Here is a 14,338-nt window from a genome sequence, read left to right as displayed (position 1 = left end):
GCGAGGATCAGTTCGGGGTCAGGGCCGTCTGGGAGTCGGCGGCGGCCGGAAGGCGCAGGGTCGCGGGAGCCGGGACGATCGGCAGGACGGTGAACAGGTAGGCGCCGCCCTTGCCCTTGGAGAGGATGCGGGACGCGTAGACCGGGGCCGATCCGGGCTTCGGCGTGATCACCGCGCCGTAGGGGGCGTCCGCGCCGGCGCCGGGGGCGGCGAGCCTGGTCTCCACGGTGCGCCCGGCGGGGACCTCGACCTGCCGGGGAGTGCCGGCGCCCTGCGCGTTCATGGTCGTGACCTGGACGCTCGCCGCGCCGGACGGGGCGGTCAGCGACAGGAACGAGTCGAAGCGGTTGTCGGCGACGACGCCGGGGCCGGCCGCGCCGAGCGGCGGCGTGGCGGCGCCGTAGGCGACGTCGGCGCCCCGGTCGGCGGCGAAGCCCGCCAGGACGGGGCGGTCGGCGACGAGCCGGACGGCGGCGGCCCGGCCGGCCAGGGCGCCGTCGAGGGGGACGGACGTCACGCTCCTGCCGGGGGCGTCCAGGACGTCCTGGCCCTGCGGGGCGAACGCGCCCTCCGCGGTGATCACCTGGACCCTGACGCGGGCGTCGGCCTCGCCGGGGACCGCGACCAGCAGGCGGCGCCCGCCGGAGCCGCCCGGCACGCCGGGGACGAGGGCGGAGGCCGCGGGCGGGGCCGACCGCGGCAGCCACTCGATGCCCTTCTTCTCGCCGATCCGGACGCGCAGGGACGCGGCGACGCGGCCGCTGGTGGTGTGCACGCGCAGGGCGAGGTCGGCGGCGGTCCTCACGATGTCGCCGAGCCCCTCGGGCGATCCGCCGATCTTCACGACGCGGGTGGTGTAGGGCTCGACGGGCGTGCCGCGCCCCTCGGTGGTGTCGAGGGGGCCCTCGCCCGACAGGGCGGAGACGTCGACGGAGGCGGGCTGCGCGTCGACGTTGGTCAGGTAGAGGTCGAGTTCGTCGGCGGCGACCGGCCCGGGGCCCATGAACCACAGGTCGGTGCCGGGGGCGGCGCAGCGGGCGCCGGCGAGGCCGCGGTCGTCGCCGCCGTCCTCGTAGGTGGTCTGCTCCGCCTCCAGCCCGCCGGCGATGGGGCCGGCGGCGCGCAGGGTGTAGGAGTCTTCGCCGGACTTGGTGTCCTTGCCCCAGCCCTGGCCGGGCGACGTCAGGGACCCCAGCGGCGATCCGCCCTTCGTCGGCGTCAGGTCGACGCGGCCGCCGCCCTTCTTCCGGGCGAGGGACTGGACGGCGAGGCGCCCGCCCTCGTGCCCCGGGCAGACCGCCACGGCGTGCGTGACCGGCGTTTCCCGGCCCTTCTCGGACGCCTCGCCCGGACGGGAGAACGTCGCGGCGCCGTAGAGCGCGGCCACCGCGACGAGCATGAGCGCGGCGGTGGCGTAGCGCATGCCGAGGAGGCGCAGGATTCCGTCCATCAGGAGACCTCCTCGGCGCTGGGCTCCTCCGCGGGCTTCCGGGGCTCCGGGGGCTCGGCGGCCTCCGCGGCGCCCGGGGGCGCGGCGGGCGGCAGCGCCCGCTGGGCGCGGGCGCGGGGCGCGCGGCGCCGTCCCCGCCGTCCGCGGCGGCGGCGTTCCCGTTCCACGGCCGGCATCAGCGTGTCGGCCTGTGCGCCCGGCAGCGCCAGGACGGCCACCAGCAGGACGGCGATGCCCTGGACGACGACCCAGATGTGGCGCATCGTCATCGACCGGGTCAGTTCGAACTCTCCTCCGGTGGAGGGGATGGCGTACCCCTGCGCCCAGCCGTCCACCGTCCGCGTCTTGACGTCGTCGCCGTCCAGAGTGGCCCGCCACCCGCCGTCGGCGGGTTCGGCCAGCAGAAGCGTGCGCGGGCCTGTGCCGGCCGGGATCCGCACCCGGGCGTTGACGCGCCCGGCGGACACGGGCGTGACCGTCGAGCCCTGCAGCAGCATCATCCGGGCGGACGTCGCCTGGAGCCGCCACACGGCGAACGTGCCCGTGCGGCTGAGGCGCGTCAGTTCGGGCGACGCGTCCAGGACCCTGGTGAGCGGATCCTTCGCGGGGTGCGGCACCAGCAGGTACTGGACGCCCATCCGCGTCAGCGCGGGACCGTCGTCGCCCTCCCGGCCCGCGGCCAGACCGGCGACGAGGTCGTCCATGCGGTCGCGGGCCCGCCCCTCGACGGGCGCCTCCGCCTCCCCCAGGCGCGGCCGCACGCCCCTGAGAACCGTGTAGGAGACCCGCCCGGCCGGTTCCCGGTGCAGCACCAGCGTCCTCACTCCGCCGGTCCCCTGGACGAACTGGGGGACCGTGTCGGGATCGAGCCGCCCGAGCGGGCCGCCCGCGCCGCCCGCCACCCAGAGCGCGGCGGCCAGGACGGGGGCCGTGAGCGCCGCGGCGAGCACGGCCGCCCCGCCCGCCTTGTAGATCAGGTGGTTGCCCGCCAGGACCTCGGTGGCGCGCTGGACGGCGGCGGTCGCGGCGAGCAGCACCCCGGCGCCCGCGAACAGCAGCGCGGCCCCGGGCCACACCGGCGCCGCGTCCGCTCCCTTGGTGACGGTGGCGGCGCTGGTCAGCACCGCGACGAGCAGCCCGAAGACCGCCAGCAGCCAGCCGGCGAGCACGTGGCCCCGGCGGCCGCGGAGCGGCAGCGCGCACACGGCGACCGCGAGCAGCCCGGCGAGCGCCCACCGCGCGGGCGTGCCCGGTCCGCCCGGGTCGAGCGCCAGCAGGTCGGCCGGGGCGGCGGGGACGAAGCGCCGGTGCAGGCCCGCCTCCGTCAGGAAGCGGGACGGGTGGAGCAGCAGCCCGGCGGTCCACGGGAGCGTCAGCAGCGGCGGGACTCCGAGCGCGACGGCCAGGCCGCGCAGCCCCTGCCGCCCCGGCCGGTCCAGGAGCGCCCGCACCGTCCCGGCGGCCAGCAGGGCGATCGGCCAGACCAGCGGGACGAAGGACATCGCGACGGCGAGCAGCAGCGCGGCCGTCCAGGCGGCCCGCCCCGCGCGCTTGCGGCGCGTCCGGACGTCCAGCGCGGCGGCCTCCGACCGGGGGAAGCCGTAGAAGCGGGCGGCGTGCACGGCGATCAGCGGCAGGAGGACGAGGACCACGCACGTCCCGATCCGCCCGCCCGCGACGGCGCCGGTCGCGGCGGGAAGCAGCGCGTACACGGCGGCGAACCAGGCGCGGACGGCCGCCACCGGGACGCGGCGGCCGGACGCGCGGGCGCGCCGCCCCGTCCGCGGCGCCTCCACCACCAGCAGCCGCGACGCGCGGTAGGCGGTGAGCCCGGCCAGCGGGACGCCGCCGAGCAGCAGGACCGACACCGCCAGCCACGGCTTGCCGAGCGCCGCGGTGGACAGCACGGCCAGGACCCCGACGTACGGGGGGCTGCCGGCGTCGGTGCCGAGCCCGACCGGATGCCAGCCGGACAGGTACTGCGCCCACAGGTCGCTCGCGCCGCCCCACGCGGGGACGAGCGCGCCGCCGCCGCGCCGCCCGGCGGCGGCCGGCAGGGAGCGTTCGGCGGCGACCGCGACGGCGGCGAGGCCGAGCACGACCAGGACGCCGGGGCGGGCGAGGAACCGGCGGATCGGGCCGGGCTCGTCGGCCGTGAGGTCGTCGTCCCGGTCCTCGCGGTCGCGCTCGTGGGCGGCGAAGCGCTCCGAGACGGCCTCGCCGGCCCGGCGCAGCACGACCCAGCGCGTCTGGAAGCGCCGGACGCTGCGCCGCACACGCGCGCGGCCCTCGGCGCGGGCGGCCCGCGCCCGCCGGAGCCGGCCGGGCGAGCGCAGCACGTCGCCGAGCGCCCGCAGCTCCTCGCGGGCCAGGCCCGGCCGCTTGGTCGCCACCAGGACGAGGGCGTGCGCGAGCGACGCCCACACGTTGCGGACGAGCGCCCGGGGCAGCGCCCCGAGCGTCTGGTTGGCGAGCAGCGTGAGCAGCGCGTTGCGGCGGTCGCGGCGGGCGGGGTGCTCGGCGGTCATGCCGATGTCGCGGAGGCCGCGCCGGGACGCCTCCGCGTGGTAGACGACGGCGTCGCTCGCGGTGACGACCCGGTACCCGGCGGCGTGGACGCGCCAGCAGAAGTCCAGGTCGTCGCGGAAGATGCCGTACTCGACGTCGAAGCCGCCCAGCTTCTCCCACACGTCGCGGCGGACCAGCATCCCCGCGCTGCCGACCGACAGGACGTCCCGGACGCCGTCGTGCTGGCCCTGGTCGAACTCGCGCCGGTCCAGGCCGGTGTGGCGGCGCCCGGCGGCGTCGACGGTGACGCCGACCTCGCGCAGGACGCGGCGGTCGTCCCAGTCGCGGACCTTGGGGCCGAGCACCGCCACGTTGGGGTCGGTGTCGGCCGTCCGCAGCAGCCGGTCGAGGGCGTCGCGGTCGGGCGCGCAGTCGTCGTGCAGCAGCCAGATCCATTCCGTGCGGGGCTTGGCGGGCCCCTGGGCCTGGTCGGCGTGGTGGGCGGAGGCGGCCTCGTCGTCGCCCGGGACGGGCGCGGACGCGGCGTCCTGCCGGAGCGCCTCGGCGACGGCCTCGCCGTAGCCGGTGGTGCGGGGCAGCGTGAGGAACTCGCCCTCGCCGACGACCTCCGCGAGGACCGCGGGGCCGCGGTCGGCGCTGCCGGTGTCGACGGACACGAGGCGCTGCACGGGGCGCGACTGCGTCAGCAGCGCCTTCAGCGCCTCCGGAAGCCACCGCGCGCCGTCGTGCGCGACGAGCACGGCGGTGACGACATGGCGATCGAGGGTGGGGGCCAAGGGTCGCTCGATCTGTGGGTGGACGGTGTCGGTGCCGGCCGGACGGGCGGTGCGAGACGAGCTCGCGGCGCCGGACGGACAGCAGCCGTGCCGGCCCTGGGGCCGGCACGGCTGATTACTGTACGCGTGGCCGCGCCGGGCACGCTCCGGATCCCCCGAGATCCGGGGACGCGGCCGTGGGTCAGACGGCCTGCCGCTTCAGCTTCCGGCGTTCCCGCTCGGAGAGCCCTCCCCAGATGCCGAACCGCTCATCGTGCTGCAGCGCGTACTCAAGGCACTCCGTACGCACCTCGCATGCCCGGCACACCTTCTTGGCCTCGCGAGTGGAGCCGCCCTTCTCCGGAAAAAACGCCTCCGGGTCCGTCTGCGCGCACAGGGCGCGCTCCTGCCAGCCCAACTCTTCGCCGTCTGTGCCGTGCGCCAGCGGGATGACCACCTCGCTCACAGCGCACCTCCCTGCCCGTGGAACCCCCTGGTCAATGCCCTCCCACGAGTTCCTTCCCCCGAGACGGCATTGAAACTACACCGACGAAATTACACGCGTGTAGCGACCGCCCCGTCAAGCCGGAAGACATTCTCGGGCGACATAGCGGGTTTTGCCGGGATGGGCATGCTGACCCTTGGATGAAGATCAGTTAATCGGGCGGTCACCGCCGGGGCCGCGGCCCCGGCGCGGGAACCTCACTGCGGGGGCGGGGGCCGGTTGTCCCGGTACCAGTCGCCGCCCTCCTGGTCGCCGCCCTGCGGCGGGACGGGCTGGGTGCCCTGCGGGTCCTGGCCGGAGCCGCCGCTGCCGCCGCCGTAGGCACGGGTCCACTCGCCCATGTCCTCCTGCTCGGCGGGCGGCTGCCCCTGCTGGCCCGGCTGGCCCGGCTGGTAGCCGCCCTGGCCGCCGTACTGCTGGTACTCCTGCGGCTGGCCGTACTGCGGCTGCTGGTCGTAACCCTGCTGGCCGGGCTGGCCGGGCTGGCCGGGCTGGCCGGGCTGCCCGTACTGCTGCTGCCCGTACTGCTGCTGGTCGTACCCCGGCTGCGGGGGCTGCTGACCTTCACCGGCCTGCTGCCCGTACTGCTGGTACTGCTGGTCGTAGCCCTGCTGGCCGGGCTGCCCGTACTGCTGCTGGCCGTACTGCTGCTGGCCCGGCTGGCCCTGCTGGTAGCCGAAGTCGGGGTAGCCGCCCGGCTGCTGCATCTGCGGCTGCGGGCGGGGCGGCTGCATGCCCTTGAAGACCGTGAAGGCGAACCAGCCGCCGACGCCGACGACGGCCAGGTCGCCCGCGCCGACCAGGAAGGTCGTGAGCTTGGTCACCGCGCCCGCGTAGTCGGAGTCGGCGAGCATCCCGCTCAGCCACGAGATCACGCCGAACAGCCCGATGCCGCCGAGGACGCCGAGCGCGCCCATCGTGATCGTCCGCGCCTGCGGGGTCGGGGTGGCGCCGGAGGTGGTCAGCGCGATCGCCAGGACGACGAGGCCGACCATCGCGACCTGGAGGAACGTCCCGTCGTTGGTCTGGCCGAGGGCGCGCAGCGTGAAGCTGCCATCGCCGCCGAGGAGCGAGATGATGCCCGCGAGAAGGTGGACGCCCGCCGCGGCGAGCAGGACCCAGGCGGCCGGTTCGCGCAGGCGCTGGACGGCTTCCTTGTTCACGGTGGCATCTCCAGACTCGTGACCGGGCGTTCTCCGATAGCAGGCAAAGCTTTGCATAGTGTCGCCCGGGGCGGCGACCCCTCCGGCCTCCTCGGGGATCACCGTAGGGTTGAGGGCATGAAGATCGTGGCGTTGGCGGGCGGGATCGGCGGCGCCCGTTTCCTGCGCGGGCTCCTGGCGGCCGCCCCGGAGGCGGAGATCACCGTCATCGGCAACACCGGGGACGACATCTCGCTGTTCGGGCTGCGGGTCTGCCCCGACCTCGACACCGTGATGTACACGCTCGGCGGCGGCATCAACGAGGAGCAGGGCTGGGGGCGGGCGGAGGAGACCTTCGCCGTCAAGGAGGAACTGGCCGCCTACGGGGCGGGGCCGGGGTGGTTCGGGCTCGGCGACCGCGACTTCGCGACGCACATCGTCCGGACGCAGATGCTGGAGGCCGGCTACCGGCTGTCCGCGGTGACCGAGGCGCTGTGCGACCGGTGGCGGCCGGGGGTGCGGCTGCTGCCGATGACCGACGACCAGGTCGAGACGCACGTGGTGGTCGAGGACGAGCAGGGCCGGCGCGCGATCCACTTCCAGGAGTGGTGGGTGCGGATGCGCGCGTCGGTCCCGGCGCTGTCGATCGCCGCGGTGGGCGCCGCGGAGTCGGCGCCGGCCCCGGGCGTGCTGGCGGCGGTCGAGGCGGCCGACGTGGTGCTGTTCCCGCCGTCCAACCCGGTGGTGAGCATCGGGACGATCCTGGCGGTCCCCGGCATCCGGGACGCGGTCGCGACCAAGACCGTGGTGGGCGTGTCGCCCATCATCGGCGGCGCGCCCGTGCGCGGGATGGCCGACGCGTGCCTGACCGCGATCGGCGTGGAGACGTCGGCGCGCGCGGTGGCCGAGCACTACGGCCTCGGGCTGCTGGACGGCTGGCTCGTCGACGGGGCCGACGCGGACGTGCGGGTGGAGGGCATCGAGGTGCGCTCGCGCCCGCTGCTGATGCGCGACGCCGAGTCGACCGCAGCGATCGCGCGCGCGGCGCTGGACCTGGCGGTGGAGCTGAAGCGGGCGGGGGTCGCCGAATGAGCGCGGTGCCGGGCGGAGCGGCGCGGGAGGCCGTCCCCCCGCAGAGGATCGAGGTCTTCGGCGTGCCGGGGCTCCCGGAGGTCGCCGAGGGCGACGACGTCGCCGCGCTGATCCCGGACGGGACGGTCGAGGACGGCGACGTGCTCGTCGTCACCTCCAAGATCGTCAGCAAGGCGGAGGGGCGGGTCCTGGTCGCGGACGACCGGGAGAAGGCCATCGACGCCGAGACCGTGCGGGTGGTGGCGCGGCGGACGCACGCGCGCGGCGAGACCCGGATCGTGGAGACGCGGCAGGGGCTGGTGCTGGCCGCCGCCGGGGTGGACGCGTCCAACACCCGGCCCGGGACGGTGCTGCTGCTGCCGGAGGACGCGGACGCCTCGGCCCGGCGCATCCGCGCCGGGGTGCGGGAGCGGACCGGCGCGGACGTGGCCGTGATCGTGTCGGACACGCTCGGGCGGCCCTGGCGCAACGGGCTGACGGACGCGGCGATCGGCGTCGCCGGCCTGGCCCCGCTCAGCGACCTGCGCGGGCGCGACGACGCCTACGGCAACCGCCTGGACGCCACGATCACGGCGGTCGCCGACGAGGTCGCGGCGGCCGGCGAGCTCGTCAAGGGCAAGCTGGGGGGCGTGCCGATCGCGGTCGTGCGCGGGCTGTCCGACCTGGTCACGCGGGAGGACGGGCCCGGCGCGCGGGTGCTGGTGCGCCCGCCCGAGGAGGACATGTTCCGGTTCGGGTCGGCGGACGTGCTGGGCGCGCGGCGCACGGTCCGCGAGTTCACCGCCGAGCCGGTGGACCCGGCCGCGGTGCGGCGGGCGGTCGGCGCGGCGATCACCGCGCCGGCGCCGCACCACACCACGCCCTGGCGGTTCGTCCTGCTGGAGTCGGCGGACGCGCGGACGCGGCTGCTGGACGCGATGCGCGACGCCTGGGAGGCCGACCTGCGCCGCGACGGGTTCTCCGACGAGTCGGTCGCCAAGCGGCTGCGGCGCGGCGAGGTGCTGCGCCGGGCCCCCTATCTCGTCGTCCCGTGCCTGGTCATGGACGGGTCGCACGACTATCCGGACGAGCGGCGGTCCCGCGCCGAGCGGGAGATGTTCGTGGTGGCGGCCGGCGCGGGCGTGCAGAACCTGCTGGTCGCGCTGGCCGTGGAGGGGCTCGGCTCGTGCTGGGTGTCGAGCACGATGTTCTGCCGGGACGTGGTCCGCGACGTCCTCGACCTGCCGGACGCGTGGGACCCGATGGGCGCCGTCGGGGTGGGCCACGCGGCCGCGCCCCCGCGCGAGCGCCCGCCGCGCGGCCCGGACGCCTTCATCGAGGTCAGGTGAGCGGTTCAGGGACCCCGCGGGAATAGATGCGGGCGGGCCTCGGCTACTACGGCCGGGGCCTTTCCCTTTTGTCCGGTCTTTGGGCCCCCGGCGCGGCGCCGAATATGACGATTGGCATAGAGTGCCCGCATGGACGGCACGAGCTCCGCTCTTCGCCGGGCCCTGGCCCGCGCGCGCGACGGCAAGACACTGGACCGATCCGAGGCCACCACGCTGCTGCGGGCCCGCGGGACGCAGCTCGACGACCTGCTCGCCCACGCGGCCCGCACCCGGGACGCCGGACTGGAGGCCGCGGGCCGCCCCGGCGTCATCACCTACAGCCGCAAGGTCTTCATCCCGCTGACCCGGCTGTGCCGCGACCGCTGCGGGTACTGCACGTTCGCGACCGTCCCGCACCGGCTCGACGCGCCCTACCTCAGCCCCGACGAGGTGCTGGAGATCGCGCGGCGCGGCGCCGAGACGGGCTGCAAGGAGGCGCTGTTCACGCTCGGGGACCGTCCCGAGGACCGGTGGCGCACGGCCCGCGAGTGGCTGGACGCGCACGGCTACGACGACACGCTCTCGTACGTGCGCGCGATGGCGATCCTGGTCCTGGAGGAGACCGGGCTGCTGCCGCACCTGAACCCCGGGGTGCTGACCTGGCGCGACTTCCAGCGGCTCAAGCCGGTCGCGCCGTCCATGGGGATGATGCTGGAGACGACCGCGACGCGGCTGTTCAGCGAGCGCGGCGGCCCCCACTTCGGGTCGCCGGACAAGGACCCGGCCGTCCGGCTGCGGGTGCTGGAGGACGCGGGCCGCACGAACGTGCCGTTCACGACCGGCATCCTCATCGGGATCGGCGAGACGGTCGAGGAGCGCGCCGACGCGATCTTCGAGATCCGGCGGACGATGCGCGAGTACGGGGCGATCCAGGAGGTGATCGTCCAGAACTTCCGCGCCAAGCCCGACACGAAGATGCGCGACACCCCGGACGCCGAGCTGGAGGAGCTGGCCGCGACGATCGCGGTGACGCGGCTCGTCCTCGGCCCGAAGGCGCGCGTGCAGGCGCCGCCGAACCTGGTCGCCGAGCAGTACGCGCTGATGCTGCGCGCCGGGATCGACGACTGGGGCGGGGTCTCGCCGCTGACGCCCGACCACGTGAACCCCGAGCGTCCGTGGCCGCAGATCGACGAGCTGGCCGACAGGACCGCCGCGGCCGGGTTCGCGCTGCGCGAGCGGCTCACGATCTACCCCGAGTACGTGCGGCGCGGCGAGCCGTGGCTGGACCCGCGCCTCACCGCGCACGTCGCCGCCCTCGCCGACCCCGCGACGGTGCTCGCGCGGGAGGACGCCGTGCCCGAGGGACGCCCCTGGCAGGAGCCCGACGGCGGTTTCGAGGCGTCCGGCCGGACCGACCTGCACACCGAGATCGACACGACGGGCCGCACCGCGGACCGGCGCGACGACTTCGACGAGGTGTACGGCGACTGGGACGCGCTGCGCGACCGCATGGCCGCGCCCCAGCGGTTCGACGCCGACGTCAAGGCCGCTCTCGCGCGCGCGGAGCGGGACCCGGCGGGGCTGTCCGACGACGAGGCGCTGGCCCTCCTGCACGCCGACGGGCCCGAGCTGGACGCCCTCGCCGCGCTGGCCGACGGCCTGCGGCGCGACACCGTCGGCGACGAGGTCACCTACGTCGTCACCCGGAACATCAACTTCACGAACGTCTGCTACACCGGCTGCCGGTTCTGCGCGTTCGCGCAGCGCCGCACGGACGCCGACGCCTACACTCTGTCACTGGAGCAGGTCGGGGACCGCGTGGACGAGGCGTGGGAGGCCGGCGCGACCGAGGTCTGCATGCAGGGCGGCATCCACCCGGACCTGCCCGGCACCGCGTACTTCGACCTCGCCCGCGAGGTGAAGCGCCGCGCGCCCGGCATCCACCTGCACTCCTACAGCCCGATGGAGGTCGTGAACGGCGCGTCCCGGACAGACCTGTCGATCCGGGAGTGGCTGGAGGCCGCGAAGGAGGCCGGCGTCGACTCGCTGCCGGGGACGGCCGCCGAGATCCTGGACGACGACGTGCGCTGGGTGCTGACCAAGGGGAAGCTGCCCACCGACCAGTGGGTCGAGGTCGTCACCACCGCGCACGAGATCGGCATCCCGACGACGTCCACGATGATGTACGGGCACGTCGACACCCCCGCGCACTGGGTCGCGCACATCAGGCTGCTGCGGTCCGTCCAGGAGCGGACGGGCGGGTTCAGCGAGTTCGTGCTCCTGCCCTTCGTCCACCACAACTCGCCCATCTACCTCGCCGGGCTGGCGCGTCCGGGGCCGACCGCGCGGGAGAACGTCGCCGTCCACGCCCTGGCGCGCATCCTGCTGCACGGCGCGATCCCCAACATCCAGACGTCCTGGGTGAAGCTCGGGGACGAGCTGTGCACGCGCGTCCTCCAGGGAGGGGTGAACGACCTCGGCGGGACCCTCATGGAGGAGACGATCAGCCGGATGGCCGGATCGGAGAACGGATCGTTCAAGCCCATCAGCGAGCTGGAGGCGATCGCGGCGCGCGCGGGCCGTCCCTCCAGGCAGCGCACCACCCTCTACGGGGACGTCCCCGCCGAGCGCCTGGAGGCGTCCCGCCGCACCGACGGCATCGGGCGTTTCGGAAGGCAGGCGCTCACCCTGACGCCGGTGACCCCTCCCGCGTGACCGGCGCCGCCGTCGCGGAGGGGCCCGGTCAGGGCGCGCCGCGACGGCAGCTCGGGCGCCGCTCGACCAGCAGGTCCGCCGAGCGGCGCAGCTCCCGCAGGACGGCCTCGACCGACGGCCGCACCTCCGCTCCGGCGCGGGTCCACATGACCATGCGGCGGTCCACGGGGGCGTCCGCGACGTCCCGCACGACGATGCCCTCCTCCCGCTCGGCGAGCGCGAGGTCGGGCACCAGGCACACGGCGCCGCCCTGGGCGACCATCGCGAAGATGACCATCAGGTCGTTGGACCGGCAGCGGACGTCCGGCCGGAAGCCGCCCAGCTCCACGCACGTCCGTTCGAGCAGGTCGGCGTGGTTGGTGCCGACGTGCCCGGTGGCCCACGGGCACCCGGCCAGGTCGGCCATCCGCACCGGGCCGCCCGGCAGGGCGAGCGGATGCCCCTCCGGCATGCCGACCCGCATCGTCTCGGTGACGAGGACCTCGGAGGCCAGCTCGGGCCGGCGCGGCCGCGGCAGGTGCGAGTACTCGTCCGTCAGCACGACGTCGATCTCCTGGAGCACCAGCGCCTGGAGCACCCGGTGGAACTCCTCGTCCAGCACGTCCACCACGAGGTCGGGGTAGGCCTCCGCCAGCCGCGGCAGCGCGGGCGCGAGGACGTGCAGCAGGGCCGTCTGGAAGCCGACGACCCGCACCGCGCCCGCCACGCGCCCGCTCGCGGCGAGCGCCGCCTCCTCGGCCCGCTTCGCCCGCGCCAGCAGCGCCTCGGCGTGCTCGACGAGCACCTCGCCCGCCTCGGTCAGCCGCAGCCGCCGCCCGGCCCGCTCGACCACCGGCACGCCGACGTCCCGCTGGAGCTGCGCGAGCTGCTGCGACACCGCGGAGGGCGTGTACCCGAGGGAGTCGGCGACCGCCGCGAGCGTCCCGCGCAGCTTGAGCTCGCGCAGCACCCGCAGACGTCCGAGATCCAACATAGTGAAGGGATTCTTACACAATCCCTACAGAAAGCCTCGCTGGACCTGAATGTTGGACGGAGTCAAACTGTAGGTGCGACGGAAAGAGGCGGAGACCCCGGCTCCTCCGGACGCCCCGCGCGGGAACGCCGCCACTGCGATCCCAAGGAAGAAGACATGCTGTACGTACTCGGCCTCATCATCGCCCTCGCCGTCCTCGGCCCCCTCTTCGGCGCCGACAGCCGGGACGGCCTCGACTGGGCCCCGGACAACTTCTGGCTGCGCCGCCGCACGGCGAAGGCGCCGGTCAGAAGGACCGGTAGTCCCGAACGGGCAAACGGGGGCCACGCCTCGGCGGGTGCATCCCGGACGATTCCAGCAGCCGGGTGACCCGGTAGCGATGACCGGCGTAGGGCTCCAGCAGTTCCAGCATCCCGGCGTCGTCGACCTTGCGGCCCGCCAGCGCCCAGCCGACCAGGCCGGGCAGGTGGTAGTCGCCGACGGAGACGGCGTCGGGATCGCCCGCCGCGCGCTGCCTGACCTCGGCGGCCGTCCACACCCCGATGCCCGGCAGCGACCGCAGCCGCGCCTCGCCCGGATCCTCCTCCAGCCGCCGCGCGACCCGCGCCGCCCCGATGATCGTCCGGGCCCGGACGGCCTCCAGGCCGGAGCGGTGCCACTCCCACGAGGGAATCCGGATCCAGACCTCCGGCGGCGGCGGGACCCACAGGTGGGGGGCGCCGGGCGCGGGCTGCCCGAACCTGCGCAGCAGGTAGGCCCAGGCGCGCCACGCCTCCTGCCCCAGCACCTTCTGCTCCATCACCGCCGGCACGAGCGCCTCGAAGACCCGCCGCGTCCTTCCGATCCGCAGCCCGGGGCGCTTGAGCGCCTGGTCGCGGACGACGTCGTGCAGCGCGACGAAGCCGTCCGGCTCGTCGGCCGCCCCCAGTAGCTCGGGCACCCCGTCCAGCAGCCATCCGGCGCCCGGCCCCCAGGCCGTGGCCTCGACGGCGTCCCCGGCCCACCCCACCCGCAGCGTGCCGGGCCCGTCGGGGGTGTGGGACGTCCGCCAGACGGACCCGTCCCGCTCGAACCGGCACGCCGGGTCGCGCGCCCCTCGCCGATGCGGCGCCAGGGCGTCCCGCAGGTCCAGCGCCCACGGCGGCCGCCACACCCGGACCTGGCCGGGAAGGCGCCCAGCGGTCGCCTTCCCGGCCGCCCCGGACGACGGTTCAGCAACGCTCAACGAGCCGACTCTCCCTGCTTGACATGCCCCACTGGTCCCGGCCACCAGTCTGCCACCGCCCGGCACCTGGTCTCCCACCCGAGGGCAGACCATTAAATGGTCACCGTAAAGCGATTATCTTTGCCCGACCCAAAAGCGACTGCGCCGACGCGTCGACACCGGCGAACATTCGCAGGTCGACGCCGCCGAGCCCCTAAGAACCCAGCCGATATTGCCAAGCGGATCGGGGCGTACGAACCGGAACCGGCGGTGGCCAGAACAGGCGTCCAGTTATTACTTGCACGACTTCTGGTCTCAGTGGATTCTCTCTGAAAAGGTCTCGTCGTCGCCCAGTGGAAGCATCATGCTCCCCAAGATCGCCACGACCGCCCTCGCGCTCGCCCTGAGCGCGAGCGGGCTGGTCCTGACTCCCACCGCCGCCACCGCCGCGCCGGGCAGGGCACTCGCCGCGCCGGGCTTCAACGCGAGCGGCATCTACACGATCTTCCAGAGCCGCGGGGGCAACGTCCAGGTCAACGTGACTCAGGACGGCGGCGGCAGACGCCTGTCCGGCATCACCTTCGACCTGAACCACCCCTCCAGCCAGGCGACCTGGAGCACCACCCGCACCTTCTGAGCAACGGGTCCGGCCGGAATGCAGACGGA

10 protein-coding genes are annotated in these 14,338 nt (G+C 75.2%); 4 read left to right on the top strand and 6 right to left on the bottom strand.

Annotated features, from left to right (window positions below):
* Positions 1 to 7 precede the first annotated feature (7 nt).
* From ACQEU6_RS35470 to ACQEU6_RS35455, 4 genes are all read right to left on the bottom strand, one after another.
* The gene (locus ACQEU6_RS35470) at positions 8 to 1,450 is read right to left on the bottom strand and encodes a DUF5719 family protein (RefSeq protein WP_499337845.1); all 1,443 of its coding nucleotides are present in this window, start codon (positions 1,448 to 1,450) and stop codon (positions 8 to 10) included.
* Positions 1,450 to 4,755 carry a glycosyltransferase gene (locus tag ACQEU6_RS35465; protein ID WP_499337844.1) on the bottom strand — a complete coding sequence of 1,102 codons (3,306 nt, stop codon included), beginning with the start codon at positions 4,753 to 4,755 and terminating at the stop codon, positions 1,450 to 1,452. The genes ACQEU6_RS35470 and ACQEU6_RS35465 overlap by 1 nt, the downstream gene beginning before the upstream one ends.
* Before the next feature lie 181 nt (positions 4,756 to 4,936).
* Complete coding sequence (locus ACQEU6_RS35460) at positions 4,937 to 5,200, bottom strand: WhiB family transcriptional regulator (protein ID WP_021594342.1); 264 nt, start codon at positions 5,198 to 5,200, stop codon at positions 4,937 to 4,939.
* Between the two features lie 236 nt (positions 5,201 to 5,436).
* A complete protein-coding gene (locus ACQEU6_RS35455; RefSeq protein ID WP_499337843.1) occupies positions 5,437 to 6,402 on the bottom strand; it encodes a hypothetical protein in 966 nt (321 codons plus the stop codon).
* A gap of 117 nt (positions 6,403 to 6,519) precedes the next feature.
* Between ACQEU6_RS35455 and cofD the strand changes: the two genes are divergently transcribed.
* The 3 genes from cofD (at position 6,520) to ACQEU6_RS35440 (ending at position 11,495) form a co-directional block, all read left to right on the top strand.
* Positions 6,520 to 7,473: a 2-phospho-L-lactate transferase gene (cofD, locus tag ACQEU6_RS35450; RefSeq protein ID WP_499337841.1), complete on the top strand. Its 954-nt coding sequence runs from the start codon at positions 6,520 to 6,522 to the stop codon at positions 7,471 to 7,473.
* Positions 7,470 to 8,801 carry a coenzyme F420-0:L-glutamate ligase gene (locus ACQEU6_RS35445; RefSeq protein ID WP_499337839.1) on the top strand — a complete coding sequence of 444 codons (1,332 nt, stop codon included), beginning with the start codon at positions 7,470 to 7,472 and terminating at the stop codon, positions 8,799 to 8,801. The genes cofD and ACQEU6_RS35445 overlap by 4 nt, the downstream gene beginning before the upstream one ends.
* Before the next feature lie 129 nt (positions 8,802 to 8,930).
* Positions 8,931 to 11,495: a bifunctional FO biosynthesis protein CofGH gene (locus ACQEU6_RS35440; protein WP_499337837.1), complete on the top strand. Its 2,565-nt coding sequence runs from the start codon at positions 8,931 to 8,933 to the stop codon at positions 11,493 to 11,495.
* Positions 11,496 to 11,523: 28 nt separating this feature from the next.
* Here ACQEU6_RS35440 and ACQEU6_RS35435 read toward each other — a convergent pair whose 3' ends face one another.
* Both ACQEU6_RS35435 and ACQEU6_RS35430 read right to left on the bottom strand, forming a co-directional pair.
* Positions 11,524 to 12,468 carry a LysR family transcriptional regulator gene (locus tag ACQEU6_RS35435; RefSeq protein WP_499337835.1) on the bottom strand — a complete coding sequence of 315 codons (945 nt, stop codon included), beginning with the start codon at positions 12,466 to 12,468 and terminating at the stop codon, positions 11,524 to 11,526.
* 286 nt (positions 12,469 to 12,754) lie between these two features.
* Complete coding sequence (locus ACQEU6_RS35430) at positions 12,755 to 13,693, bottom strand: DNA-3-methyladenine glycosylase family protein (RefSeq protein ID WP_499337833.1); 939 nt, start codon at positions 13,691 to 13,693, stop codon at positions 12,755 to 12,757.
* 343 nt (positions 13,694 to 14,036) lie between these two features.
* Here ACQEU6_RS35430 and ACQEU6_RS35425 point away from each other — a divergent pair, with 343 nt between their 5' ends.
* Positions 14,037 to 14,309: a hypothetical protein gene (locus ACQEU6_RS35425; protein ID WP_499337832.1), complete on the top strand. Its 273-nt coding sequence runs from the start codon at positions 14,037 to 14,039 to the stop codon at positions 14,307 to 14,309.
* Positions 14,310 to 14,338: the final 29 nt, after the last annotated feature.

It is taken from the genome of Spirillospora sp. CA-108201, from assembly GCF_050936235.1.
Taxonomy (GTDB): Bacteria; Actinomycetota; Actinomycetes; order Streptosporangiales; family Streptosporangiaceae; genus Spirillospora.
Note: the sequence above shows the minus strand (reverse complement) of the source record. Positions and strands in the feature narration are given on the sequence as shown.